This is a genomic window from Pseudomyxococcus flavus (assembly GCF_050038885.1).
In the GTDB taxonomy this organism is placed as follows: Bacteria; Myxococcota; Myxococcia; order Myxococcales; family Myxococcaceae; genus Myxococcus; species Myxococcus flavus.
On the sequence record NZ_CP143624.1, the window covers coordinates 1,409,931 to 1,436,105 of the forward strand.

At 71.2% G+C, this 26,175-nt stretch carries 20 protein-coding genes; 6 read left to right on the plus strand and 14 right to left on the minus strand.

Annotated features, from left to right (window positions below; translation table 11 throughout):
• Window positions 1-90: 90 nt before the first annotated feature.
• Window positions 91-6,906: a DUF6982 domain-containing protein gene (locus VZL07_RS05825; RefSeq protein WP_426754343.1), complete on the plus strand. Its 6,816-nt coding sequence runs from the start codon at window positions 91-93 to the stop codon at window positions 6,904-6,906.
• A gap of 121 nt (window positions 6,907-7,027) precedes the next feature.
• On the opposite strand, the gene VZL07_RS05830 is transcribed toward VZL07_RS05825, so the two are convergent.
• Together VZL07_RS05830 and VZL07_RS05835 are read right to left on the minus strand one after the other, a co-directional pair.
• Window positions 7,028-7,642, minus strand: coding sequence for a YceI family protein (locus VZL07_RS05830; RefSeq protein WP_426754344.1), 615 nt, complete (start codon window positions 7,640-7,642; stop codon window positions 7,028-7,030).
• Between the two features lie 31 nt (window positions 7,643-7,673).
• Entirely contained in the window at window positions 7,674-8,540 is an 867-nt protein-coding gene (locus tag VZL07_RS05835; protein WP_426754345.1) for a dioxygenase, read from the minus strand.
• Between the two features lie 142 nt (window positions 8,541-8,682).
• Between VZL07_RS05835 and VZL07_RS05840 the strand changes: the two genes are divergently transcribed.
• A complete protein-coding gene (locus tag VZL07_RS05840; protein WP_426754346.1) occupies window positions 8,683-10,320 on the plus strand; it encodes a sigma 54-interacting transcriptional regulator in 1,638 nt (545 codons plus the stop codon).
• Window positions 10,321-10,338: 18 nt separating this feature from the next.
• On the opposite strand, the gene VZL07_RS05845 is transcribed toward VZL07_RS05840, so the two are convergent.
• From VZL07_RS05845 to VZL07_RS05875, 7 genes are all read right to left on the minus strand, one after another.
• Window positions 10,339-11,067, minus strand: a complete 729-nt coding sequence (locus tag VZL07_RS05845; RefSeq protein WP_426754347.1) for a DUF1751 domain-containing protein — start codon at window positions 11,065-11,067, stop codon at window positions 10,339-10,341.
• Window positions 11,068-11,209: 142 nt separating this feature from the next.
• The gene (locus VZL07_RS05850) at window positions 11,210-11,407 is read right to left on the minus strand and encodes a hypothetical protein (RefSeq protein ID WP_426754348.1); all 198 of its coding nucleotides are present in this window, start codon (window positions 11,405-11,407) and stop codon (window positions 11,210-11,212) included.
• Between the two features lie 161 nt (window positions 11,408-11,568).
• Complete coding sequence (locus VZL07_RS05855) at window positions 11,569-11,784, minus strand: hypothetical protein (protein WP_002638788.1); 216 nt, start codon at window positions 11,782-11,784, stop codon at window positions 11,569-11,571.
• Window positions 11,785-11,813: 29 nt separating this feature from the next.
• The gene (locus tag VZL07_RS05860; protein WP_426754349.1) at window positions 11,814-13,010 is read right to left on the minus strand and encodes an acetyl-CoA C-acetyltransferase; all 1,197 of its coding nucleotides are present in this window, start codon (window positions 13,008-13,010) and stop codon (window positions 11,814-11,816) included.
• A gap of 75 nt (window positions 13,011-13,085) precedes the next feature.
• The gene (locus VZL07_RS05865) at window positions 13,086-13,733 is read right to left on the minus strand and encodes a hypothetical protein (RefSeq protein ID WP_426754350.1); all 648 of its coding nucleotides are present in this window, start codon (window positions 13,731-13,733) and stop codon (window positions 13,086-13,088) included.
• Between the two features lie 123 nt (window positions 13,734-13,856).
• On the minus strand, window positions 13,857-14,513 hold the full coding sequence (locus tag VZL07_RS05870) for a 2-hydroxychromene-2-carboxylate isomerase (protein WP_426754351.1): 657 nt from the start codon (window positions 14,511-14,513) through the stop codon (window positions 13,857-13,859).
• Between the two features lie 415 nt (window positions 14,514-14,928).
• Complete coding sequence (locus VZL07_RS05875; protein WP_426757242.1) at window positions 14,929-18,507, minus strand: protein kinase domain-containing protein; 3,579 nt, start codon at window positions 18,505-18,507, stop codon at window positions 14,929-14,931.
• A 384-nt stretch (window positions 18,508-18,891) separates the two neighbouring features.
• Here VZL07_RS05875 and VZL07_RS05880 point away from each other — a divergent pair, with 384 nt between their 5' ends.
• The 4 genes from VZL07_RS05880 to VZL07_RS05895 all read left to right on the plus strand — a co-directional run bounded on the left by VZL07_RS05880 (window position 18,892) and on the right by VZL07_RS05895 (window position 21,340).
• The gene (locus VZL07_RS05880) at window positions 18,892-19,554 is read left to right on the plus strand and encodes a S1 family peptidase (protein WP_426754352.1); all 663 of its coding nucleotides are present in this window, start codon (window positions 18,892-18,894) and stop codon (window positions 19,552-19,554) included.
• A 110-nt stretch (window positions 19,555-19,664) separates the two neighbouring features.
• Window positions 19,665-19,997: a hypothetical protein gene (locus tag VZL07_RS05885; protein ID WP_426754353.1), complete on the plus strand. Its 333-nt coding sequence runs from the start codon at window positions 19,665-19,667 to the stop codon at window positions 19,995-19,997.
• 146 nt (window positions 19,998-20,143) lie between these two features.
• The gene (locus tag VZL07_RS05890) at window positions 20,144-20,557 is read left to right on the plus strand and encodes a response regulator (RefSeq protein ID WP_426754354.1); all 414 of its coding nucleotides are present in this window, start codon (window positions 20,144-20,146) and stop codon (window positions 20,555-20,557) included.
• Between the two features lie 372 nt (window positions 20,558-20,929).
• Window positions 20,930-21,340 carry a DUF488 domain-containing protein gene (locus VZL07_RS05895; RefSeq protein WP_426754355.1) on the plus strand — a complete coding sequence of 137 codons (411 nt, stop codon included), beginning with the start codon at window positions 20,930-20,932 and terminating at the stop codon, window positions 21,338-21,340.
• 6 nt (window positions 21,341-21,346) lie between these two features.
• Here the strand turns inward: VZL07_RS05895 and uraH are convergent, their stop codons facing one another.
• The 5 genes from uraH to VZL07_RS05920 are packed head-to-tail and all read right to left on the minus strand — an operon-like array spanning window position 21,347 to window position 26,054.
• Complete coding sequence (uraH, locus tag VZL07_RS05900) at window positions 21,347-21,691, minus strand: hydroxyisourate hydrolase (RefSeq protein ID WP_426754356.1); 345 nt, start codon at window positions 21,689-21,691, stop codon at window positions 21,347-21,349.
• On the minus strand, window positions 21,688-22,200 hold the full coding sequence (gene uraD, locus VZL07_RS05905) for a 2-oxo-4-hydroxy-4-carboxy-5-ureidoimidazoline decarboxylase (protein WP_426754357.1): 513 nt from the start codon (window positions 22,198-22,200) through the stop codon (window positions 21,688-21,690). Before uraD ends, uraH begins: the two co-directional genes overlap by 4 nt.
• Window positions 22,197-23,219: an allantoicase gene (gene alc, locus VZL07_RS05910; protein WP_426754358.1), complete on the minus strand. Its 1,023-nt coding sequence runs from the start codon at window positions 23,217-23,219 to the stop codon at window positions 22,197-22,199. The genes uraD and alc overlap by 4 nt, the downstream gene beginning before the upstream one ends.
• A gap of 22 nt (window positions 23,220-23,241) precedes the next feature.
• Window positions 23,242-24,612, minus strand: coding sequence for an allantoinase AllB (gene allB / locus VZL07_RS05915; RefSeq protein ID WP_426754359.1), 1,371 nt, complete (start codon window positions 24,610-24,612; stop codon window positions 23,242-23,244).
• Window positions 24,609-26,054 carry a SidA/IucD/PvdA family monooxygenase gene (locus VZL07_RS05920; protein ID WP_426754360.1) on the minus strand — a complete coding sequence of 482 codons (1,446 nt, stop codon included), beginning with the start codon at window positions 26,052-26,054 and terminating at the stop codon, window positions 24,609-24,611. Before VZL07_RS05920 ends, allB begins: the two co-directional genes overlap by 4 nt.
• Window positions 26,055-26,175: the final 121 nt, after the last annotated feature.

Below are 26,175 nucleotides of genomic sequence, written 5' to 3' on the forward strand. Positions count from 1 at the left end.
CCCGTTCCCGGGAGTCCCCTAGACTCGCAGCCCCCTCTATTTACGCTGCGGCAGAAGCCCGGTTGTTCGCTGTCCGCAGCAAGGTGACGGATGTCGGACACGCGCGCGGCGATGAGAGAATTCCGCTTCCTCGACGAGAAGCGGAAGCTGGGAAGCCTGTCTCCCGTGGAGGAGGCGCGCTGGAACGAGCTGCGCACGCACCTGGGCGTGGACGGCGCTCCAGTCGCAGACGCCTCCACCTGGCAGCAACAGGCAGCTCCCCAGGGCTACTACGCCGCTGATGGCCAGTGGTATCCCTACCCCGCTGGCTACGAGCAGCAGCCCCAGGGCTACTACGCCGCCGATGGCCAGTGGTATCCCTACCCCGCCGGCTACGAGCAGCAGCCCCAGGGCTACTACGCCGCTGATGGCCAGTGGTATCCCTACCCCGCTGGCTACGAGCAGCAGCCCCAGGGCTACTACGCCGCCGATGGCCAGTGGTACCCCTACCCCGCCGGCTACGACCCGAATGCCCAGGCCTACGCGCAGCAGGGTTACGACCCGAACGCTCAGGCCTACGGCTATGACCCGAACGCTCAGGCCTATGCGCAGCAGGGCTACGACCCGAACGCCCAGGGCTATGCCCAGCAGGGCTATGACCCGAACGCGCAGGCCTATGCGCAGCAGGGCACCGAGCCGAATGCACAGGGCTACGCCGGCGGCTGGCAGGCTGATCCGCAGGTGCAGCAGGCCTACCCCGCCGAGCCGGCCCCTCAGCCAGCGGTGGAGCCGGACAACCTCAGCCTGTCGGACGACATCGACATCCCCGCGCTGAGTGAGCCGGCGCCGTGGATGACGCCGGGCGGCAGCGGCCAGACCTCGGCGCAGGACGCGCTGCGGGCTCGGCCGGAGTCGGCGCCCGAGAGCACCCAGCCCGCCGAAGAAGCGGTCACGGAGCTGTCCGCTGACGATGCGATGGAGGACCCCTCCGCGTCGTTCGCGGACGTCACCGCGGACCTGCAGCAGGCCCCGCAGGCGGAAGCGGTCCCTGTCGCGGAAGATGACTTCTCGGATGTGCGCCCCGAGCCGGAGGTGCCTGCCGCCGCCGAGCCCGAGACCTCGTTGGAAGCCTCGTTCGCCGACCTGTCGATGGAGGTCGAGTCCGCGCCGGACACCCCCGTCACGGCCGGAGAGGAGCCCCCGGGTTCTGTCGAAGTGGAGGTGCCCTCCTCCGAGGTCGAGCTCCTCGACGCCTCTGCCGAGAGCGAGCCGGTGCTGGCCCAGGAGCTGGCTCCCGCGCCCATCGATGATGCCTGGGCCTCCGCCCCCCTCGCCGTTGAGGCCGAGCCGACGGAAGTCGCGGACGCAGGAGACCTCATCGACGTCGCCGCCATGGCGGAGCCTGTTTCGGCCTCCGAGGCCCCGGACGCGGAGATCGCGCTCGACGCCACCGACATGGTCGACGCCTCGGCTTCGGAGACCGAGGCGGCGCCGGATGCGTGGGATGCAGGCGCCACGGCCACCGAGGCGTCCGACGTTGCGAGCACGGCGGTGCCGTCGGGACTCGGCGCGCCGCACACGGAGAATGCGCACGCGGCCGATGCCGCCGAGGTTGCGCTCGAGGCGTCCGACGTTGTGAGCGCGGCGCCGGCGGAACCCGATGCGCTCCACACGGAGGCGTCGCATGCGACCGATGCCGCCGAGCTTCCGCTCGAGGCGTCCGACGCCGCCTCCGCCGAGCAGGAGGTGCAGTCCTCCGAGATTGCCCTGGACGTGTCCGACGTGGCCTCGGCCGAGCCCACCGAGATTGCGCTCGACGCCTCCGATATGAGCGAGGCTGCGAGCGAGCCGGTTGCCGAAGCAGCCTTCATGGCCCCCGACTCGGGCGACACGGTGCTTTCTGCCGAGCCGTCCGATGATGCAGCGCTCCACGCGTCCGATGTGGGGCATGACGCCTCCCAGCCTGCGTTCGACGCTTCGCCTGACTTCGCCACGGGGGTCGATGCCGCCGACGCGGCTGTCAGCGCTTCGGACGTCGTGAGTGCTGCTGCGCACGGCACGGCTGAGACGACGGGCGAGGCCTCTCTGGAGACGCACGCCGATCTCGCGATTGAAGGCGGCGACCTCTCCGCTGTCGAGGCCGCTCCGACGACGACCTTCGATGCGAGCAGCGCAGCGCCTGACGCCGAGCCCAGCCCTGAGGCTTCGCCTTCGGAGACGTCCACGTACGATGTCTCGGGCTTCAGCGCAGCGGCGAGCACCGAGGCGATGGTTGAAGCCTCCGATGCGCACGCCACCGAGCTGACGTTCGAGGCTGCGGGTGCCGGTGCTGCCGCGGACTCGCAGCCCGAGGAAATCGCGCTCGATGCGTCCGACGTGAGCGCGCCCGAGGAACCGCCGGAGATCGCACTCGATGCGTCCGAAGTGGCGGCCATCCCGCAGCCGACGGAAGTCGCGCTCGCCGCCGCTGGCGCCTCGGAGGCCACGACGAGCGAGCCCGCCGCGGAGATTGCCCTCGACACCGCCGACTTCGCCGATGCCGAGAGCGCGTCCCATGAGATCGCGCTCGACGCCTCCGACGTGAGCGAGGAGTCCCCCGCGCAGGGCGCAAGCGTCCCCACCCTGGAGCTGGACGCGGCCGAGGTCGCCAGCGAAACGCCTGCGCTCGAGGTCATGGACGTCGAGTCGGCCCTCGAGCACGCGGTGTCCACGACGCAGCCCGAGGGCCATGACGCACTCAGCGAGCCCCCCACGCTGGACGTGGTTGACGTCAGCGCCGACGCCGCTCCTGAAGTGGCGTTCTCGCAGGGAGCCGCGCCGTTCCCGACCTCGGACGTGTCCTCGCTCGAACTCCGTCCTGTGCAGGTGGGCCCGGACCTTCAAGCCGACACGCTCACGGTCGCGGGAGATCCACCGCATCCGTCTGCGCGCCACATCGCGACCGCGCCTTCCGCCGAGGAGATGTTCGACCTGAGCGGGAGCCCCGAAGAGGCCGTGCCTCTCGCCGCGGCAAGCGACTTCGTGGGCCAGGGGCATTTCGCTTCGGCGGATGCGCGGAGCGTTGAGCTGCCGGAAAGCGACTCGGACGCCATCGAACTGCAGGCCGACTGGGCAGAGCCCTCGAACGAGGCCCAAGCCGCATGGGTGGCGCCTGGCGAGACTGTCACGGCCACCCAGTCCGACTGGGCCGCAACGTCGGCGGATGCCACGTCCGGGGATGTCCAGGCCGAGTGGGCTCCGACCTCCACGGACGCGGCTGCTCCCGAGACGCAGGCGGCGTGGAACGCGGACACCCACGCCTCGGAGGCCCAGCCGGAATGGGCGACCGCGTCGACCGACGTTCCCGTGGAGGGCACGCAGCAGGAGTGGGCAGCCTCCACTGCGGACCATGCGTCCGACGGCGCCCAGGCTCCGTGGGCGACGACCGAAGAAGCCGCTCCAACGGAAGCACAGCCTGAATGGGTGATGCCCGCGGAGGCCACACCGGCGGAGCCCCAACCCGAGTGGGCCACCACAACGAATGGCGTTTCCGCAGACGCCCAGCCGGAGTGGGCCGCGACCGCTGAAGACGTCTCGGCCGAAGCTCAGCCCGAGTGGGCCACCACGACGGATGGCGTTTCCGCCGAAGCCCAGGCCCCGTGGGCCGCGACCACTGATGACGTCTCGGCCGAAGCTCAGCCCGAGTGGGCAGCCACTGCTGACGGCTCCTCAGCCGAAGCTCAGCCCGAGTGGGCTGCCACCGCCGACGGTTCCTCGGCCGAAGCTCAGCCCGAGTGGGCAGCCGCTGCCGACGGCGCCTCCGGCGAAGCTCAGCCCGAGTGGGCAGCCGCTGCCGATGGCGCCTCGACTGAAACTCAGCCCGAGTGGGCAGCCACCGCTGAAGGTGCCTCGACTGAAACTCAGCCCGAGTGGGCAGCCACCGCTGAAGGTGCCTCGGTAGAGACTCAGCCCGCGTGGTCGGCTACGGCTGACGGCTCCTCGGCCGAAGCTCAGCCCGAGTGGGTAGCCACTGCTGACGGCGCCTCGACCGAAGCTCAGCCCGAGTGGGCTGCCACCACGGAAGGCGTCTCCGCTGAAGCCCAGCCGGAGTGGGCTGCAACGACGGATGGCGCTTCCGCTGAAGCCCAGCCCGAGTGGTCCTCCTCCACGGAAGGTGTCTCCGCTGATGCGCAGCCTGAATGGGCCAGCACGGACGCGGCTTCCACGGAAGTGCAGGCTGAATGGTCCACGGAGGCTGCGCCCACTGAGTTCCAGGCCGAGTGGTCTGCCTCCTCGGAAGCGGCCCCCGCCGAGGCTCAGTCTGGATGGGCGCCAACCGCCGAGCCCCAGCCTGAGTGGGCTGCGCCCGAAGCCACCACGTCCGGCGACGCTCAAGCCGAGTGGGCTGCGGGCTCCGATGCCGCCGGCGCCGCTCAGCCCGAATGGGCGACGCCCGCGGATTCGGCTGAGGGAGAGGTACAACCGGAGTGGGCGACAGACACGACCGATGCCGCGCAGCCGGAGTGGGTGACGCCCATCGAGGCCACTCCCGCCGAGCCCCAGCCCGAGTGGGCCGCTGGCGCTGACGCCACGGCCGCGGTTCAGCCCGAGTGGGCTACGTCCGAAGCCACCGCGGCGATTGAGGCGCAGCCTGCGTGGTCCACGGACTCGCACGCCACGGCCGAGGTCCAGCCCGAGTGGGCTACGTCCGACGCGACACCGACGATTGAGGCCCAGCCCGAGTGGTCGGCCGGCGCTGACGCCGCGGCAGCGGTTCAACCCGAGTGGGGTGCGTCCGACGCGACACCGACGATTGAGGCCCAGCCCGACGACGGCGCCGCGTCCGAGTGGGGCGCCCCCGAAGGAACAGCGACGACCGAGCTCCAGGCCGAGTGGGCTACGCCCGATGAGGCCACCTCCGCAGACGCGCAGCCCGAGTGGGCATCTGTTGAGCCCACCCCCGCTGACGCACAGACGGAATGGACCGCGACCGAGAACGCCACCCACGCGGCACAGCCCGAGTGGGCTGCGCCCGAGGCCACTGCGTCAGCGGAGGCACAGGCGGAATGGGTCGACACCTCGGTGCAGGACTCGACCGAGGCCCAGCAGCCCGAGTGGAGCGCAGCTCCTGCCGAAGCGGCACCTGTGCAAGGCCACGGCGAGTGGTCTGCTCCCGCGGCGCCGGCGCCCGAAGCCAGCTCTGCCGAGTGGGCCCCCTCCCCCGCTGACGCCACGTCTGGCGTGACGCCGTCCGAGTGGGACGCTTCCTCCACGGAAGCCGAGGCCATCGAGGTGCAGACCGAGTGGGCCGAGCCGGCGGAGACCATCGAGGCGCAGCCGGAATGGGCCACGACGGAAGCGTCCAGCGCTGCGCCCGCGGAAGTCCCCACCCAGTGGGCGCCCTCCGCGGAGGCCGCTCCCGAGGAGGTCCACACCGAGTGGGCGGACGCCCCTATCGAAGAAGCCCCCGTGGAGGTGCAGGCGGAGTGGACTGCCCCTGCGCAGTCCGACGGCGCCGAGCCGACGGTGGAAGCCGCCTCGACCTCCGCCTGGGCCACGCCCGCGGTGGAAGGCGCGCAGGCGGCCTGGGCGGAGCCGGGCGCGGCAACTGACCAGCCGGAGTGGGCCACGACTGCGGCGAACGGCGCACAGGCCTGGGAGCCCCCCATCGAGGAGGTTGCGCCCGAGGCCGTCCAGGAAGAGTGGGCGGCCCCCATCGAAGAGGCCCAGCCGGAATGGGCTGCCTCCGAGCCCGCCGCCACGCAGTCCGAGTGGTCGGCGTCCCCTGAATCCGCGCAGCCGGAGTGGGCCGCCCACACCGAAGGCACGCAGGCTGAGTGGGCCACGCCCGAAGCCGAGGAAGTCCAGGCCGAGTGGGCGGAGCCCGCGGCCACGCCCGCAACGGAGTGGGCCTCGTCGAGCACGGCCAACGCCTCCACCGACTGGAGCGCCTCCGCGGGCGACGCCCAGGCCAACGCATGGGCCTCCGCCACGCCGGAGGCCTCCGAATGGTCCGCGCCCCACCATGCGTCCGCTGGCTGGGATGCGACTTCGGCCACGGGCGCCGAAGCCGCACCGGTGGAGCTCGAACCGGAGTGGGCCACGCCGCAGGCCGAAGCCACCCCCGAGTGGTCCGCTGAGCAGTCCTCGCCCTGGAACCCGCAGGCCACGCCCGCCGCCGCTGAGTGGGACGAGGCCTCCGTGGACGTGGAGCCGGTGATGGAGGCCGAGCCCGTCGAGGAGGCAGCCACCTGGGAAGCCGAGCCCATCGAGGACAGCGCGGCCGCTCCGGCGGCGCAGTGGTCCGCCGCGTCGAACAGCCCGTTCGGCGCGCCCATCGAAGCCGAAGAGGTCTCGGACATCGACGTCGAGGAAGAGGTCGTGGTGCCGCCGCCCGCGCCCGTGGCGGCCATCCCCGTCCCCGCCGCGCCCTTCGCGCAGGCGGCGGCGCTGAGCTCCGCGGCGCAGGCCCACCTCCCCGCCGCCGTCATGCCGGCGCAGCCGCTCAACCACCTCGCCGCCGAGCGCGAGCCCCTCTTCGACGACACCGCCATCGTCGGTGGCACGGCGCTCACCTCCTTCGTGGAAGGCGAGCACCGCGTCATCATCCACACGGTGGAAGGCCAGGTGAAGCGCGGCACCATCCGCGACGCGGACCTGCTCGACGACGTCATCTCCCTGGAGCAGCAGAGCGGCTTCGCCGCCGAGCAGATTCCCGGCAAGCGCGTGAAGGCCATCTTCTTCATGCTCCCGGCAGGCGCGCGTCAGCCACAGGCCGAGGGACAGAAGATTCGCGTCACCTTCAACGACGGCCGTCAGGTGGCCGGCTTCTCCCAGGACTTCCAGGGCAGCACGCCGGGCTTCTTCGTCATCCCCGCCGACCAGCGCACCAACACCGCGCGCATCTTCATCTACCGCTCCAGCGTGCAGGCGGTGGCCGAGGGCTGAGCAGGCACACGACGGAAGGCAGCGCGGGGCCAGAAGCCAGGCCCCGCGAACGAAAGAGGGGCCCCCACCACCGTGGGAGCCCCTTTGTCATTTCAGCCCGGCAGGTGCCGGCAAGCGCTGACTACTTCTTGTCCGCCGCGGCGGCGTCGGCCTGCTTCACCAACGACAGGTCCAGGTTCACGGTGACCTCCTCACCCACCGCCACGCCGCCGGTCTCCAGCGCCTGGTTGTAGGTCAGGCCGAAGTCCTTGCGGTTCAGCTTGGTGGTCGCCGTCACGCCCGTGCGGGTGTTGCCCCAGGGGTCCTTGGACTCCTTCGACGGGCCCGTCACGTCCAGGACGACGGGCTTGGTGACGCCGTGCATGGTCAGGTTGCCGGTGACCTTCAGCTTGCCCTGGCCCGCCTTCTGGACCTTGGTGGACTTGAAGGTGATCTCCGGGAACTTGGCGGTGTCGAAGAAGTCAGGCGCCCGCAGGTGCTCGTCGCGCTTCGCGTTGCCCGTGTTGATGCTGTTGGCGTCCAGCACCGCCTCGACGGTGGACTTGGTGATGTCCTTGTCGTCCAGGTTGACGGTGCCGCTCTTCACGTTGATGGAGCCGTTGACGTTGGAGACCATCATGTGACGGACGGAGAAGCCCGCGTTGGAGTGCGACTCATCCACCTTCCAGGAGGAGGCCAGCGCCAGGGACGGGAGGGCGAACATCAGGGCAACGGTGCTCTTCAGGGACGTCTTCATGGGGAGTGTGCTCCTTCGAGATACAGCGAAGTCAGGCGCGCAGCGCGAAGCTGCGCATGGACAAGGTTCCGTGATGGAAGCCCTCGAATACGGGGGTGAGACGGTCCTCGGGGAGGGCAGCTCCGAGGACGAAGTAGAGCGGCATCAAATGTTCGGCCCTTGGATGCGCGAGCCGCGCGTTCGGTGCATCCAGCCACGCTTGAAGGCCGGTGAAGTCTCGCGCTTCCAGCTTCCGCGCGACCCACGCGTCGAAGGCCTCGGCCCATGGCTCGACGGACGCGGCCTTCTCGTGGAAATTCAGGCGGCGCAGGTTGTGGACGATGCCGCCGCTGCCCATCAGCAGGACGCCCTGCGCACGCAGGGGGCGCAAGAGCTCGCCCATGCGCGCCACGTCCGCGGGGCTCGCCCCCAGCGGCATGGAGACCTGCACCACGGGGAGCTTCGCCTCCGGGAAGGCATGCAGCAGCGGCACCCACGCGCCGTGGTCCCAGCCCCGCTCGGCATCCGCCACCGTGGGCAGGCCGCCCGCCTTCAGCCGGGCGACCACATCCTCCGCCAGGGACGGCGCACCGGGCGCGCCATAACGGAGGCGATAGAGCGCCTCCGGGAAGCCGTAGAAGTCATGGATGAGTGACGGCTGCGCGCTCGTGGTGACGCGCACCTCACCGGGCGTCTCCCAGTGGGCGGACACCACCACCAGCGCCCGCGCCTGGGCCTCACCACCGAAGCGCCGGAGCGCCTGCGGATACGCGTCCGAGTCCAGCGCCACCATCGGCGAGCCATGGGAGATGAACACCGCTGGCGCCAGCGTTGGACCGCCTCCGCTGCCCAGCACACCCGCCACCCCGGCTGCCGCCGCGCCCTGCAGCACCACGCGTCTGTCGAGCTCGTCCGCCATGACGGCCGCCTTCTAATGCAACCGCAAGACCAGGACACCTAAAACTCCAACCTATTGGATTTGCTTCGGACCCTCATCTTCCCGTGCAACGGCACTCTCAAAACGATAGAGACTCAGCTCATTCTGGAAGGAGCCGTACAGCGTGGCTGGCCGTTTCGAGCTGGACTTGAGTGAGCTGCTGTCCTTCGAGCCTGGGGGCGGGCTCATCCACTTCGGGGGGCAGCGGGTGCTGCTGATGGACCCGGTCGCGCTGGGGCTGCTGCGCAAGGAGCTCGTCGGGCTGATGGGGATGACGGCGGCGCGCGGCACCTTCTTGCGCCTGGGCTACGCGCACGGCTGGCGCACGGCCGAGGCGATGAAGGGGGCCATCCCCTGGAAGGACGCGTCGCTGTGGCGCCGGGCGGGCGGGCGGCTGCACACGCTCCAGGGGCAGGTCCGGGTGGAGCCGGTGGAGCGCCGGGCGGACGAAGGCCCGGAGCCCTTCGCCGAGGCCCAATGGCGCGACTCCTACGAGGCCGAGCAGCACCTGCTGCACCTGGGCCAGGCCGACCAGCCGGTGTGCTGGAGCCTCACCGGCTTCGCGTCCGGCTACATGAGCTACGTCAACGGCAAGCCCATCTACGGCACGGAGCTGCGCTGCGTGGGCAAGGGCGACGCGGCCTGCCATTACGTGGGCCGGCCCGCCGAGGAGTGGAGCACCGAGTGCTCCGAGGTGCTGCGCTTCTATGAGACGCAGTGCATGGAGGGCGCGCTGGCGCAGGTGACAGAGGCGCTGCGGCAGACGGAGCGCAAGCTGCGCGCGAAGCGGCAGTCACTGGCGCGCGTGGGCGTGACGGAGGACCCGGCGGGCATGGTGGCGCGCTCGGAGGCGATGCAGCGGGTCATCAACCTGTCGCGGCGCGCCGCGAAGGTGGACTCCACGGTGCTCGTCACCGGCGAGAGCGGCGTGGGCAAGGAGCGCATCGCCCGCCTCATCCACGACGAGTCCGGCCGCGCGCACAAGGCCTTCGTCGCCGTCAACTGCGCCGCCGTCACCGAGAGCCTGCTGGAGAGCGAGCTGTTCGGCCACGTGCGAGGCGCCTTCACCGGCGCCACCAGCGACAGGGCGGGCCTCTTCGAGGCGGCCCACGGCGGCACCCTCTTCCTGGACGAGGTGGGCGAGGTGCCTCCGTCCATGCAGGCCAAGCTGCTGCGCGTGCTGCAGGAGCGCGAGGTGCGCCGCGTGGGAGAGAACACCAGCCGCAAGGTGGACGTGCGGCTGGTGGCGGCCACCAACCGGGACCTCGCGGAGGAGGTCCGCCTGGGCCGCTTCCGGCAGGACCTCTACTACCGGCTGCGCGTCATCGAGCTGAAGATTCCGCCGCTGCGCGACCGCCGCGACGACGTGCTCCCCCTGGCGCGGCTGCTGCTCGCCGAGGCCGCGGAGCGCCTGGGCCGCAGGGTGTCGGGGCTCTCCCCCGACGCGGCGGACCAGCTCCTGCGCTACGCGTGGCCCGGCAACGTGCGCGAGCTGGGCAACGCCGTGGAGCGCGCGGTCGCCCTCTGTGAGGGCGCTCGCGTGGAGCGGGAGGATCTGCCCGAGGAGGTGCGCGCCGCGCCGCCCAGCCCGGTGCCCACCGGCAACCCGCAGCGGCTGGAGGACGTGGAGAAGCACTACATCCTCGCGGTGCTGGCCCAGAATGGCGGCAACCGCGCGCGCACCGCCGAGCAGCTCGACATCGGCGTGGCGACGCTCTACCGGAAGCTCAAGCAGTATGGCCACCCGGAGGCGGCCCACTGAGACGTCAACGGCCCGGCGTCAGTTGAGGTACTGGTCGCGGTCGGGCCGGTCGTGCCGCACCACCTGCAGGTGCTTGGAGCGGCCCTTCAACTGACGCTGCAGCCGCCAGTGCTGCAGGTGCAGCCACAGCCGGCGCGGGTTGGCGCCACGCACGTAGGCGAACACCATGCACAGGCCCAGCAGGTCCGGTACCTGCGACTGCCAGCCCTGGGTAACGGCGGAGAGGACGACGAAGCCCGCGCCAATGCCGGCCAGCGCGTTGCCCGACAGCGGCAGGCCCCAGAAGTTCGTCTGGCCGCGGCCGATGGTGAGCCCGTACGCCACCCACAGCACCGACGTCATGACGTTGCCGCCCGTGTAGGCCTGCACCGTCGCGCCCGGCACGAACATGGCCAGCAGCGAAGTCACCAGGCCCGCGCTCACGGCGATGCCCAGCGCCACCATCAGCAGGCGCTTACCGCCCCAGATGGACTCCAGATAGCCGCCAATGGACCAGGTGATGATGGCGCCGAAGATGATGCCAATGGGGCTGGCCTCGATGAAGGCGTACGTCACCGGCTGCCAGAGGTAGAGCCCCCGGAAGACGAGGTCCGGGAACAGCAGCAGCAGGCCGCCGGACTGCGCCTTCGTCAGGTGGAACAGCACGGAGCCAGCCACCAGCGCCACCGCCAGCTTGGACGCCATGGTCTCCAGGCCGGGCAGCCCCATACCGCCGCCCCCGCCGCCGAAGCTCCGCATCGGTCGCATTCAGTACACCTTCCTCTCGTTGCTCAAGAGCCGTCCAAAGGTGGTGGAACACCGCTCGCTTCGCAACCCCAAACGACGAAGGGCGCCGCTCCCCGACACCGGGGAGAGCGCCCTCGAACACCCACGCTTCTTCAGCGGCGGCTCAGGCCTTCGCCTTGTAGAAGAGCGTGATGGTCAGACAGTGGAACTCCTTGTCGGAGGACTGCGTCACGACCCTGTCGACCACTTCGATGTTCGGGTTCTCCTTGAGCCACTTGGTGATGTTCTCACCCATGTTCTCGCGGTCACGCGCGAGCGTGGTGGAGAACACCTTGACGCCCGTGAAGCTTGTAACGCCCATTCCGACCCTCGTCTAAACCAGAGATTCTGGACGTTTACCCCGAGACGATTCCGCCATCAAGAATCGGGCCCGACAATCCGGCCCTTGCGCGTCCTGAACGCCCCACCCGTGGGGTGGGCCCCCGGGCCTCGCACCGAAGGCGAGGCCGGGGCCCCGGGACCTCAGCGGCCGCTGGCGGCCTTGCGCGCCAGGCAGGTGACCTCGTCCTTGCAGGCCGGGCCGATGCCTTCGGGGTGCGCTGTCAGGGGCGTCTTGTCGCTCTCCTCGACGCCACACACCACGCACTTGCGCTTGCGGTTGCGACGCTCCGCGCGGCGCTGCTCCGCGATGGCCTTGGCCCGCTCACGCGCGGTCTTCGCGTCCACCTCGTTGCTCATCTCACGTCCTGTTTGGAGGTCCTGTGCCATCAGAGCGCCTCGACGAGCACCGCGATGCCCTGGCCGCCACCGATGCAGGCGGACCCGATACCATAGCGGGCGCCGCGCCGCTTCAGCTCGTACACCAGGGTGGTGGTGATGCGCGCACCGGAGGCACCCAGCGGGTGGCCCACGGCGATGGCGCCGCCGTTGACGTTGGTGCGCTCACGCGGCAGGCCCAGTTCCTTCTCCACCGCGAGGTACTGCGGCGCGAAGGCCTCGTTGACCTCGAAGAGGTCGATGTCCGACAGCTGACACTCCGCGCGCGCCAGCAGGTTCCGGATGGCCGGCGCAGGGCCGATGCCCATGATTTTCGGGTCGCACCCGGAGATGCCCCAGTTGACGAGCCGGGCAATGGGCTTCAGGCCGTGCTGCTTCACGTAGCTGCCGGTGGCCATCACCATGGAGCCCGCGCCGTCGCAGATGCCGCTGGCCGCGCCCGCGTGCACCACGCCGTCCTTCTTGAAGACCTTGGGCAGCTTGCGCAGGCCCTCCACCGTCGTCTCCGGGCGGTTGTGCTCGTCGCGGGACACCACCGTCTCGCCCTTCTTCGTCTTCAGCGTGATGGGCGCGATTTCGTCCTGGAAGCGGCCCGCCTCCTGCGCGGCGGCGAAGCGCTTCTGGGTGAGGACGGCGTACTCGTCCACCTGGTCCTGCGTGAGCGCGTAGTCCACCGCGAGCTGCTCGGCGGTGAGCGCCATGGCCTGACCGGTGTAGCTGTCGGTGAGGGCCGTCCAGAGCATGTCCTCCAGGCTGCCCTTGCCCAGCGGCAGGCCCCAGCGGGCGCCGCGGATGACGTGGGGGGCCTGGCTCATGGACTCGGTGCCGCCCGCCAGCACGACGGAGGCCTGCTCGGTGAGCATCAGCTCGGCCGCCGTGACGAAGGCCTGGAACCCGGAGCCGCACAGCCGGTTGACGCCCAGCGCGGGCACGGGGACGGGCACGCCGGTGCGCAGGCCCACGTGGCGCGGCAGGTAGATGGCGTCAGCGCTGGTCTGCACCACGTTGCCGTAGACGACGTGCTGCACGTCCTCCGGAGACACCTTCGCCTGGGCGAGGGCCGCCTTCGCGGACTCCACGGCGAGGTCGGTGGCGCTGAGGTCCTTCAGGCTGCCCCCATAGGTACCGAACGGGGTGCGCTTGCCGGACAGGAAGTAGATTTCCTCGTTCTTGGACACGCTCTTCATGGTGGTCGTCTACCTACTCTCATGGGACGCGCGGTGCACGCGCGCCGTGACGTCGTGAGGTGTGGGACGGCGGCGTCAGGGCCCGCGCCGTCCGAAAAAGGCGCTGGCGACGATGGCAAGCGCGATGACCGTCCACAACAAACCCTGGAGGTTCTGTTTGCGGATTTCCTTGCGACCGAGCCCCTGGTACCAGGAACGCCCGGCCGCCACCCGGCCTTCCCAGGTGAAGTCACCGGTGGGCGCCAGCCCGTCGAGCCGGCGCAGGTGCGCGCGCAGCAGGCGCTCGGGCGGAGCGTCCTCCAGTGAACCGGACAGGTAGACGCCGGGGACCTCCAGCGCGGGGCGGCGGTAGTCGGCGGTGATGACGAAGCCCCCCGAGGCCAGCGGGGTGAGGAGGTACAGCCGGGGCACGCCCCCCTGCCCTGCGTAGAGCGTGGCGAAGACGCGCTCGCCAGGGTGCGCCCAGTCGTACGAGCGGGTGGCGCGCTGGAGGCGCGGCTTCTCCTCGTGGCTGCCCAGCGGCACGAAGCCCAGCGCCTGGAGCTGGTTGGCGCGGCCGGTCAGCTCCAGCGGCAGGTCCATCTGGTCGGCGGGGGCCTCGGGCTCCACCCGGACGCTGGACGGGAAGAGGAAGAGGATGCTGCGCCACAGGTTCATGGACAGCAGCACGAGCGCCAGCACCAGACCGGCGACGGCGATGCCCAGCTCGACGAGGACATTCATTCGGGGTGGACCTCCCGCTGCGCGAGGCGTCGCGAGAAGGAGGTCAACAAGGCGGGCCGACCGGAGACCATGGCTCCGGGACCCTAGCGGAAAGCGGCGCCCGCGTGCGCTGGCTTCCGCGCGTCAGCGCCGGGACGCGCTGGCCGGCAGGGTGCGCCAGCGCTCGACGGCCTCCGGGGTGAGGGGGTCCTCGCCCCGCAGGAACTGCTCCAGGTGCCCCAGCGAGTCGACACCGAAGAACAGCTCCTCGCCCGCGAGGTAGGAGGGCACGCCGAAGGCCCCCGCGGCCAGGGCCGCCTCGGTGTTGTGGCGGACCCGGTCCTTCACCTCCTGCGTCTGCGCCGCGGCGAGCAGCGCCTGGGCGTCCAGCCCCGCGGCCTGGATGGCGGCGCCGACCGTCTCGGGCGTCTCCAGCCCCGGACCGCCGCCCCAGGCGGAGGCGTACAGCGCGCTCACCAGCCGGTTCCGAGCCTCCAGGTCGTCGACCGCGGCCGTCACCCGCAGCGCGAGCAGCGGATTGAACGGGTGCGCTGGCGGCGGCCCGAAGGGCACGCCGAAGTCATGGGCGATGCGGAAGGTCTGCTTGAAGAGGTAGACGCGCTTGGGCGCCACTTCCGCGGGGCCGATGTTGCCCGTGGCATTGAGCAGGCCCGCGAGCAGCACGGGCACCGGCTCCAGGGTGCGGCCATGGCGCGCGGCGAGGGCCGGCAGGCGCGTCCAGGCCAGGTAGGCATACGGCGAGATGTAGTCCAGGAAGAAGCGAAGGGGGGCGTGGGACATGGCCCCAGTCTACCCATCCCCCACGCGCCGTCAGGGCACAGTGACAGTGCGTCACGAGGAGCACAGTGGCGCGGAATCAGGCGCCCTGTCGAAGCGTCTCCGCTGGGCGCTGGCGTGCGCCGGGAAGCCCCCGGCACCCCGCAACCGCGCAGCGTCGCGGGCACGCCTCGAACGGCCTGACGGAGCGCCTCGGACCAGGATTGGGGTGCGCCGCGAGGTCCTCGTGCCCACCTTCCGCCACGTCTGACACAGCGGCGTGAGCGCGCCTCGGCCGCCCTGGCAGGGCGCTTCGGGCCAGGGCTGGAGCGCGCCGCAAGGGGCCCGCCCCGCGCAGCGGTGGGCTTTCGACTCAAGCGCTCTGGCGGATATCCGCGGCCCGGCGCTGGAGTGCCCCGCGCAACAGTGGGCTTTCGACTCAAGCGCTCTGGCGGATATCCGCGGCCCGGCGCTGGAGCGCGCCGCGCAGCGAGCTGGCCTGCGCCAGCAGGCTGGAGGCCCGGGCGTCGGTGAAGGCCGCCTCCGCCGCCTCCAGCGCGGCCACGGTGGACTCCGCGTCCCGCGCGCGCTCCGCGAGCGCCAGCCGCACCAGTCCCACCTGGAGCACATTGCCCGTCAGCTCCGCCAGCGCGAGCGCGCGGCGCAGGTGCTGCAGGCCCTCCTCTCCGGGCAGCAGCGCGGCCAGCGCCCTGCGGGAGAGGATTTCGTCCCAGGGGTTGGCGAGCACCGGGTCCGTGGCCCGCACCAGCGCCGCCTCGGCGGCGTCCTGGGCCGCGACGAGGTTGCCCTGCTCCCGCTCGAAGCGGGACTGGTAGACGCGCAGCAGCGTCTCCATGCGGATGCCCGCCTCGCGCGCCGCCGCCAGGGCCGCCGGCAGCGACTGGCGAGCCGCCGCCGCGTCCTCGAAGAGCACATCCCGGCAGGCCTGGTACACGCGCAGGTGGCACTGGAGCCACCGGTCCTCGGGCAGCACCCGCGACAGCGCCTCGGCGCGGGCCACCACCGCGGCCACGTGCTCGTGCTCGCCGCGCTCCAGGTAGTACGGCGGCGTGAAGAGGGCCAGGTTGCGCTCCATCAGCCGGGGGTTGCCCAGCCGCCGCACCAGCTCCGTCTTCTCCGTGAAGGCCGGGACGAAGGCCGCGCCATCGCCCGTGAAGGCCGCGCGCGTCACCACCGAGAACAGATGGAAGCCCCGCACGTCCGTGAACCCGTGCGCCTCCGCCGCGGCGTACCCGTCGCGCAGCGCCTGCGCGTCCAGCGGCTCGCCGCGCAGCGCCAGGTTCAGGTTCATCATGTAGCCGCCCATGCCCAGCGCCCAGGCCAGCCGCCGGGGCAGCCGGCCCATCACCTCGCGCAGCCCGCGCAGCCGCTCCAGTTGCTCGTAGTGCGGCTCCAGCACGCCCGCGAAGCGGCCCGTGTAGGCGCACAGCTGCGCGGGCGCCAGCAGCGTCGCGGCGCGGTACGGCGACACCTCCGGCTGCTCGGCCCTCACACGCGACAGCAGCCCCGCCAGGCACTCCGTGCGCCCGACGCTGGCCAGCGCCATGGCCTGGAGGATGCGCAGCTCCGCCTGCTTCCAGAACACGTCTGCTGGCGTCGAGAACGCGTCCGCCTCACGCTCGCGGAAGAGCGCCTTCAGCGACGCGGGGCGCTCCGGCTCCGGCGCGGCGCACGCGGCCTCCAGCGCCGCCAACGCCTGCGCGCGGCCCTCGTCCAGGTTCACCGTGGCGGCCCAGTGGTCGCTCAGCCGCTGCGCGAAGGTGAGCGAGCTGGGCGGGTCGCTCGAGTAGCCCACCTCCACCATCGTCACCCAGATGCGCAGGAGCAGCCGGTCCCTGCCCGGGAAGTCCGGCGCGGCCTCCAGCAGCGCCGCCGCTTCCTTCAGCAGCAGCGTCGCCTCCAGCAGCGCCTGCGCCTCGATGGCGGCCCGGCCCGCGTCCAGCAACGGGCCGATGGCCAGCTCCGGCTCCGACGAGCGCAGGTAGTGCCACCCCACCGTGCGCGACAGCTCCGGCCGCGACGAGTGCAGCGTCTGGAGCGCCAGCGCCACGCGACCATGCGCCTCGCGCCGCTCCTCCTCCGGTGTGCTGTCGTAGACAGCCTGGTGCACGGTGTCGTGCGTGAAGACGTAGCGGCCCTCCACCTCCTGGAGGAACTGCCGCTCCACGATGCCGTCCAGCACCGCGAACAGCTCGCCCTCGGGCAGTCCCGCCAGCGCCCGGAGCATGGGCAGCTCCAGGCTGCGCCCCGCGGGCGCCAGACGGCGCAGGAGCGACACCTGCTCGGCCGGGGCGCTGCCCAGGCGCGCGAGCACCGCGTCATGGATGCTGGCGGGCAGCGGCCGCGTGTCCAACCCCTCGACGGCGCTCCACCGGCCGCCCACGCGCGTCAACGCGCCCTCCTCCACCAGCGCGCGCAGGCACTCGGTGGCGAAGAACGCGTTGCCGCCCGTCGTCTCGTGCAGCCGCGTGACGAAGGCCTCGGGCACGGCCAGGCCCGGCAGCGCCAGCTCCACCAGCGTGCGCACGTGCTCGACGGCCAGCGGCTCCAGGTCGAGGCGGGTGGTGATTTTCTCGTCCACCGTCTGGAAGGCCAGGCTCAGCCGGCTCAGCTCACCGGAGCGGAACGTGCCCACCACCATGCCGCGCGTGCCGTAGAGCGCGCGGATGAGGACGTTGAGCACCTCCAGCGTGGCGCTGTCCGCCCACTGGAGGTCCTCGAAGCACAGCACCAGCGTCATCCGCCGGCCCAGGGCCTGCACCCACTCGGCCAGCGCGCCGAAGAAGGCCAGCTTCTCCTCGCCCGCCACGGGGTGGGACTCACACGCGTCCGGCGTCAGGCCCGGGAGCAGCTGGTTCAGCTTGGGCGCCAGACGGTCCATCATCTCCGTCGGCGTCAGCGGCACCAGGCAGCGCACCGCCTGGACGATGGGCGTCAGCGGCGCCTGCCCTTCCGCGCGGCACTGACCGCGGCCGAAGGGCAGCTCCGCCAGCTTCGCCTGCAGCTCGAACTCCTGCAGCAGCCGCGTCTTGCCCACGCCCGCCGGCGCGCCGATGAGCACCGCGCGGGACTGGCCCCAGTCCGCCTCGGCCAGGCCGTTCATCAGCGCTTCCAGCTCCGCGGCCCGTCCTACCACCTCCGGTACGTGCAGGTAGCTGGAGCGCGCGGACAGCGGCTCCTCCGGCATCGGCTCGCCGCTGGCGTGGCAGAGCGCCTCCATCAGCTCGCTGGCGTCCTGGAAGCGCTCGCGCGGGTCCTTGGCCAGCAGCAGCAGGATGATTTCCTCCAGCTGAGGGTCCACCGGACAAATCGTGGACGGCCGCGGCGGCGGACGCGTCAGGTGGTCCGCCAGCAGCGCCGCCGGGGTGTTGCGCTTGAAGGGCAGCCGGCGCGTGGCCAGGTAGTAGGCCATCACGCCCAGCGAGTAGAGGTCCGCGCGCCCGTCGATGCTCGCGCCGCGCTGCCACTCCGGCGCCAAGTACTCCAGCGTGCCCTTGAGCCTGCCCGGGCTGGGCGTGCCCAGCTGGTGCATCACCCCGAAGTCCATCAGCTTCACCGCGCCGGAGCGGGTGATGCGGACGTTGCTGGCCTTGATGTCGCAGTGCACGTACAAGCGCGAGTGCAGGAAGGCCAGCACCTGGGACATCTGGATGAGCACCCGGTACAGCGTGGGCGTGTCCAGCGGCGACTCGCGCCCCAGCGAGCTCAGGTCCTGCCCGTCCACCACCTCCATGGTGATGAAGCGGTTGCCGGCCTCCGTCATGCCCCAGTCAAAAACCTTGAGCGTGCCGGGGTGCTGGAGCTTCTTCATCGCGAAGAACTCGTGCCGGAACATCAGCACCAGCTCCTCCGTCTTCCCGGCCGTCAGGCCCGCGGGGACCTGCATCTCCTTGAGCGCCACGCGGCGGTGTTCGTGCAGGTCCGACGCCAGCCAGATGCGGCCCATGCCGCCCTCGCCCAGCAGCCCTTCCACCCGGTAGCGGCCCGTCACCACCATGCCGATGGCCAGCGAGCGGCGCTCTCCGGCGCGCGCTCCCGGCAGGGTGATGGGCGTGCGGAGACGGTCCCCCCAGGAGCTCGGAGGCCGGCTGCGCTCGTCCAGGACAGCTGTCTTCTCCTCGTCGCTCACGAAGGGGAACCGGCGGGTTCAACGAAATGCGGAAGTTAATGGGATATCACGTTTCCTTGCGACAGGGACACATCATCGGTGCCAGTCCGACGTTGAGTGGAGCACCGCAGCCGGGCGCGACGTTGGCAAGCGTCAGGCAGCGGGAGCCCCGGTCGGACGTCTGCCGGGCAGCCCTGCCCGGCCCCTGGGCCGCGTGGGTGCACATCCTCCCTCGGAAACGCCGGCCGGGCCGGTCGGCCGCGAGGGTGACGGATGAAGCACGCGGGCGGGTGGAGGACGTGGTGGGTGGCCGGGGTGGGCGTGGCGGTGCTGACGGCCTGCCAGACCTCGGAGGAGGCGCCGCCTGAGCTGGAGGACGTCGCGGCGGCCACGGTGACGCTGGAGCCAGGGCACTGCGCGGGCGTGGTGGTGGAGGACGGCCGGCACGCGCTGACCGCCGCGCACTGCGTCGGGCCCGGGGACACCCGGGTGACGCTGTCTTTCCTCGACGGGCGCAGGCTGGCGGGCCGCTATGTGCACGTGGATCGCGGCCGGGACCTGGCCGTCATCCGCCTGGAGTCGCTGGCGCCGGTACGTCCGCTGGAGGTCGCCCGGGAGCTGCCCACGGCCGGAGCGCCCCTGGTGTTCGCTGGCCGCAATGACCGTCCCGGTGACCCGCAGGAGGCCCTGCTGGAGCGCCTGGGCCCATGCCCCTCGCTGCCCGAAGTGCCCGCGGCGCTCTTCACCACCGTCCGGGGCCGGCCGGGGGACTCCGGCGCGCCGCTGGTGGACTCCCGGATGCAGGTGGTGGGGCTGGTCCACGGCGGCGCGGCGTGCCGCATCGCCACGCCCACGGTGGGGATGGCCGAGGCCGTGACAACGCTCGCGCGCGGCGGGCCGGCCCTGGCGCGGCAGTCGCCGCCCCCGCCCCGCTAGCTCCCCCTCCCCTCGGAGGAGCCCGCGCCGGTTGCCCGCGGCGAAGCAGGCTCCGAACTTGTGACGGACAGGGCGCAGCGGACGCCCTCCCAACCCACGGAGACGGCACCATGGCCGGCAAGAAGGACACGGGCCCCCGGGACGAGCGCCCCAGGGACATTGGCGATGACCAGCAGGCAGGCTTCCACGCCGGGGAGAACTTCCAGCCGCGAAACCGGGGCCAGGTGGAGGATGCGCAGGACCGCGGCGCGGCGGACGTCGCGCGGCGGCTGACGCACGAGGCCGACGCCGTGCCCAATGCCGACACGCCCTGGGAAGCGCGCGTGGAGCGCGGCGAGGAGTGGACGTCGCAGGAGGTTCCAGAGCGTGAGGCGCGCGGCGACGAGGAGCCCGACTCCGCCGTCTCGCGTCAGGGCCTCGTCAGCCCACCTCCCGAGGAGTAGCCCCGTGCCGCGAGGGCCCCAACCCATGGGTGGAGGCCGCCCCCTCTTGCTCCAGGTGGCGCCTGAGGTGATGCTGGAGCCTTTCCGGGGGAGAGAGGGTGCACCGGGCACCGCCGGGCGGCTGCCTCCCTGAGAGTCGGGGTTTCGTGAAGCCGAAGGTCCTCATCGTCGAGAATTCATGGACGATGCGGGAGACGCTCCGTCTCCTGCTCTCCGGCGAGTTCGATTGCACCACGGCGGCTGACGGCGAGTCGGGGCTCCAGCTGGCCCTGGCCCACCCGCCGGACGTGCTCATCTCCGATGTGAACATGGATGGCATGGACGGATACGCGCTGTGCGGCCGGTTCCGCGCCGAGCCCACGCTCAAGCACATCCCCGTCGTCTTCGTCAGCGGCTATGCGCCTCGGACGGACGGGCCGCCCGACCAGCCCGTCCCGGATGCGTACCTCGTCAAGCCCGTGAAGCCGCCTGTGCTCATCGCCCAGATTCACGCGCTGCTGCGAAAAGAGAGGGCCGCCGCGCCGGCGCCGCCCGCCACGCAGTCCGTGTGGAAGAGCTGAGCTCCGTCTCTTCCCGCGGACCACCTCACCTCGCCCGAGGCCGCGCCTCCGTTCGCGGCGGAAGAACGGACGGCCACGTGCCACGCGGTTCGTGAGGAAGGGCTGAGCCCCGCCTCCTCCCACGGGCCAGCTCGTCCGATGCCGTGCCGCCATTCGCAGCGGAAGGACAGTCGGCCGCGTGCCACGCAGTCCGTGAGCGAGAGGTGAGCCCCCGCCTCGCTCCACGCCAGTTCGTCCGACGCCGTGCCGCCATTCGCGGCGGAAGGACGGTCGGCCGCGTGCCGGGCCCCCTTGGGTGCGGAACGGGCCGGTGGTCTCCAGCCGTTGTCACTCGAGAAGCGAGAAGCAGCCACGCGCGAGAGGCGGTGCGACATGATTCAACTCAAGCGGGCGTATGAAGCCGCGAGCAGCAAGGACGGCAGGCGCTTCCTCGTGGAGCGACTATGGCCCAGGGGAGTCCGCAAGACGGCGCTTCCCCTGGATGGGTGGCTGAAGGACGCCGCGCCCAGCCCGGAGCTGCGCAAGTGGTTTGGCCACGACCCGGCGCGGTGGTCCGAGTTCCGCCGCAGGTATGCCGCCGAGCTCGCGGCCCATCCTTCGGCCTGGCAGCCCATTCTCGAAGCCGCCAGGCATGGCACGGTGACGCTCGTCTACAGCGCCCACGACACCGAGCACAATAACGCGGCCGCCCTGCAGCAATTCCTCGAAAGCGAAGCGAGGGCCGCCCCGGCGAAGCCGACGCGAGCCTCGCGGCGGGGCCGGCAACGTCCACCGCCGCACTGACGCGGCTCAGCTCCCCCGGTACGTGGAATAGCCAAAGGGGCTCAGCAGCAGCGGGACGTGGTAGTGCTCGTCCGGCGCCGTGAGCTCGAAGACCACCGTCACCGTCGGGTAGAAGCCACGCACGCCGAGCGCGCGGAAATACGCCCCGGTGTCGAAGGTCATCCGGTAGACGCCGGGCTCCACGCGCGAGCCCTGGGGCAGGAAGTCGCGCACGCGACCGTCGTCGTTGGTGACACCGCGCGCCAGCGCCTTCCACTCCCCCGAGCCGCCTTGCAGCTCCAGGGTGATGGGGACGCCGGCCGCCGGACGGCCGCGGTGCGTGTCGAGGACATGGGTGGACAGGGTGCTCATGACGACAGCAGCTTCTCCAGTCGGATGCGGGTGATTTTCGCCTGCTCACCGGCCGCGATGCGCAGCTCCTCGTCCGGTGCGTTGTCCAGCCGCTCGCGCAGGAGCTCCAGCATCTCCGCCGCGCTCTTGCCCGTGGCGCACACCAGGAAGATGAAGCCGAAGCGGCGCTCGTACTCCGCGTTGCCGTCCGCCAGTCCCTGGAGCACGGCCTCGTCCGCGCCCTGCACCCCGCCCTGCTCCTGCGAGGACCACGCGGCGGTGGAAGCGAACTTCGCGCGCAGCTGGGACACGTCGCCAATGCGCGGGTGGTGGGTAATGGCCTCGCGCCAGTCATCCGGCCCCGTCTGCTTCCAGAGCCACGCCGATTCGGAGAAGAGGTGCTCGGCGTCGCGGAAGGGCCGCGCGCGCACCATGCCGTCCGCCCAGCGCGACGCGCCACAGCAGCGCAGCAGCTCCGCGCGGGCTTCCGACGGCAACAGCGAGTTGAGTCGCGTCAGTCCGCTGCTCATGTCGGCCGCCCGTGGACCCGCAGCCGGCTGACGCCGCCGTCGGGATAGATTTTCAGACGCACGTGGGTGAAGGGCCCCTTCGCCGCCAGCTCGGACTCGTAGAAGTGACGGTGGTCCGCCTGCAGCTTCGTGCGCGGCAGCAGCTCCGTCCATGCGATGTCATGCGCGTTGGCGAAGTCCACCACCGGCTCGCGCAGGTAGCAGCCCTCGATGGAGCACGTGTCCGGGTAGTTGCCCTTGAAGAAGGCCGTGTCCACCTCCACGCGCTGCACGGTGCCGGGGATGGCCAGCTTCACCACAATCCAGTCGAAGCCCGGCAGCACGCGCTTGCGCCGCGTCTCCCAGCCCTCGCCCATGTTGGCCGCGCGCCCCGGGAGGATGAGGTTGTCCTTGGGAGCGAAGAAGGCGTCGTTGCACGCCACCACCGTGCCGCCGTTCTCCGCCGCCGCCAGGTCCACCGTGCCATCCACACGCGACAGGCGCTCGAAATCCGGCCGCACCTCACCATGGACGCGGAAGCGGGCCACGCCGCCATCCGGGAAGATGTTGAGGCGCAGGTGTGTCCAGCGCTTGTCGCTGCCGATGGGGAACAGGTTGCGCGTGTCGCCCTGGAGCTTCAACTGCGGCAGGATGGGCGTCCACGTCGCCGCGGCCAGCGCCTCGGGCGTGGGCGAGTCCGCCATCTCCAGCGCATCCACCGAGGCGTACTCGGGGAAGTTGCCGAGGAAGTGGTTGGTGTCGATGTCCACGCCGCGCACGATGCCGGGCAGGCCGAGCTGGAGGATGCACCAGTCATGGCCTGGCACGCGCTTGCGACGCGTCTCCCAGCCGTCCATCCACTTGCCATTCTCCGTGAACTTGCCGGGGATGAAGACGCCCCGGCCCGGCTTCAGCAGGTTCTCCTTGACCGCGAAGAACTCATCGCTGGCCAGCAGCGCCCGACCTCCCACGTTCTCCGCGGCCAGGTCGATGAGCTCCGTGAAGGCAATGCGCAGCTTTCCCTCGTCGGGTGCGTGCATGATGTTTTGTCTCCAAAATGCTTCAAGCAGCGGCGCGCGTCGCCACGGGGCGGCGCACCCAGCGTCCCACCGGGCGCGGCAGCGGCTGGCCGCGCTCGAAAACCTTCGCCCCTCGCAGGAACGTCATCTCCACCACGCCCGTCAACGTCCGGCCCGCGTAGGGTGTTATCGGATGACGATGTAGCAGGCGCTGGGGCTCCACGGTGAACGAAGCGTCCGGGTCGAACACCACGAGGTCCGCGTCCGCGCCGGGCGCCAGCGTCCCCTTCACGCCGGCCAAGCCCACCAGCCGCGCGGGGGCCTCGCACATCCAGCGCACCAGGGACTCCAACCCCATCCCGCGCCGCTTCGCCTCGGTCCACACCGCCGGCAGGCTGAGCTGCAACGATGCGATGCCCCCCCACGCCGCGCCGAAGTCCCCACGCTCCAGGTGCTTCAGCGCGGGCGTGCACGGCGAGTGGTCCGACACCACCAGCTCGATGTTCCCCTCCGCCAGCCCCTGCCACAGCCGCTCGCGGTTCTCCGCCTCGCGGATGGGCGGCGCGCACTTGAAGTGGGTGGCGCCGTCCTCGATTTCCTCCGCCGTGAAGCTGAGGTAGTGCGGACACGTCTCCACCGACACGTCCAGGCCCTCGCGCCTCGCCTCGCGCAGCATGGGCAGCGCCTCCGCGGAGGACAGGTGGACGATGTGCACGCGACAGCGGTGCGCGCGCGCCAGCTCCACCATCATCCGGATGGCGTCGTTCTCCCAGCGCTTCGGGCGGGACTCCAGGTAGCCGCGGTACGTGCGCACATCGCCGCCGGGCGTGAGCCCCTCCACCGGCGACTCCAGCTCCGCGTGGACGATGAGCGGCACGCCCCGCCGCGCGAGGATGGGCATCGCCACGTCGAGCACCTCGCGCGTCGCGTGGGGGAACTCGTCCACGCCGGAGGGGCACAGGAAGCACTTGAAGCCGGCGATGCCCGCGTCGATGAGCGCCTCCAGCTCGCCCGCGTTGCCAGGGATGACGCCGCCCCAGAAGGCGTGGTCCACGTGGCAGCGCTGGCTCGCGGCGTCCGCCTTGAGGTGGAGTGCCTGGAGCGTGGTGGTGGGCGGCAGCGAGTTGAGCGGCATGTCCACCACCGTGGTGATGCCACCCGCCGCCGCCGCGCGTGTGGCCGTCTCGAAGCCCTCCCACTCGGTGCGGCCGGGCTCATTGATGTGCGCGTGGCTGTCCACGACCCCGGGCATCACCACCTTCTCGCCCACGTCCAGCACGGGCAGGCCCGAGGGGACCTCCGCGTGGGACACCACCGCGGCCACCTTGCCCTCGCGCACCACGACCGCCGCCTCGCGCACGCCTTCGCCCGTGACCACGCGTCGGCCGCGCACCACGAACTGCTCTCCACTCATGAATCGAATTCCTTCTCGTCGAAACTCGACAGGGACTCGAAGAAGGCGTCCCGGTCATCCAGATAGAGCTGCCGCGTCACGCCGGCCACCAGCCTGGGCAGGCCGTACTTCATGCCGGAGATGCTCGCGCCGCCGAAGCCCAGCGACAGCAGGCAGCCAAAGGTGAAGTTGAAGATGCCCTGGAGCCAGGGCGCCTGCCCCGGGTGCTTCTCCTGGAGCTCGAAGTGCGCGCCCAGGTACGGGTGGCGCAGCAGGTCCGCGTGCGCCTGGCCCTCGGGCGGCGTGAAGCGGTCCTCCCACAGCGCGATGTCGCCGTGCAGGCCGGCCAGCTCCGGGCGCAACGACAAGTCCGTCACCGTGCCGCTGCCGATGATGAGCTTGTCGAAGGTGAATTGCCCGTGGGGCGTGGTGACGCGCGCCTGGCCGTCCACGGCCTCCGCCGCGAGCCAGGGGCTGCCGCCATGGAGGTGGAACTGGGGAAAGGCCTTCGCGCGGCTGAAGGTGTCCGCGGGCGGAAGCTGCCCCATCTCGATGATGCGGTGGATGAAGCGCCAGCGGTCCGCGTCCGGCAGGTCCGCGTGGTGCTTGAGGAACCCCACGAACTCCGCCCAGCGGTACGGATTCACGTTGGGCAAGGTGTTGCGGCGGTAGAAGAGGTGCACCTCGCCCGCGCCGTGCTCCAGCGCCACGGAGGCGTTGTCGAAGGCGGAGGCCCCGGCGCCGAGCACGCCCACGCGCTTGCCTCGCAGGGCCTCGAAGTCGATGGCGTCACGCGTGTGCGCGTAAAGCTCGCGGGGCAGCCCGGCCACGACGGACGGCACCTCCCAGCGACCCGACCCGTCGATGCCCGTGGCCAGCACCACCTTGCGCGCATGCACCACCTCGGTGGTGCCCTCCCGCGTGTCCGTGAGCGGCACGCGGAAGCAATCATCCTCCGCGCTCCAGGCAATGGCCCCCGCGCGCGTGCCGCAGCGGACGGGAATGTCGAGCGTGCGGCGATACCAGTTGAGGTAGTCCGCCCACAGCTCCTTGGGAATGCGGACCACCTGCTCCCAGGAGCCCTCGCCGTGCAGCGCCTCGTACCAGGACTGGAAGCAGAGGTTGGGCAGGTTGTGGTCGGGGCCGGTCAGGTGCTTGGGCGTCCGCAGCGTGTGCATGCGGGCGAAGGTCTTCCACGGCCCGGCGAGGTCCTGCGCACAGTCGTCCACCACGAGCAGGTTCATGACGCGCTCGCGCATCAGCCCGAACGCGGCCGTGAGCCCGCTCTGCCCTCCGCCGATGACGAGCACGTCCAGCACGGACTGTCCATCCCGCGTCCGGCGCGGCAGCACCCACGGACGGCGCGGGTATTCGAGCTGCTCCAGGTCCTTCCGGATTCGAGCCTCCAGCGCGGTGAGTGCAGGGACGGACGGCAGCTCCACTGGGCTCGAGGGAACGCGCATGGCCCATATGGTACTCGCGCACCGCGTCAGTGAGCCAACAGGCCCCGGGAGGAAGGGGAATTGTCCGAAACCCCAAGGGTTCACTGGGGGTTACGTCACCTTCAACGCTTTCCCCACAGGG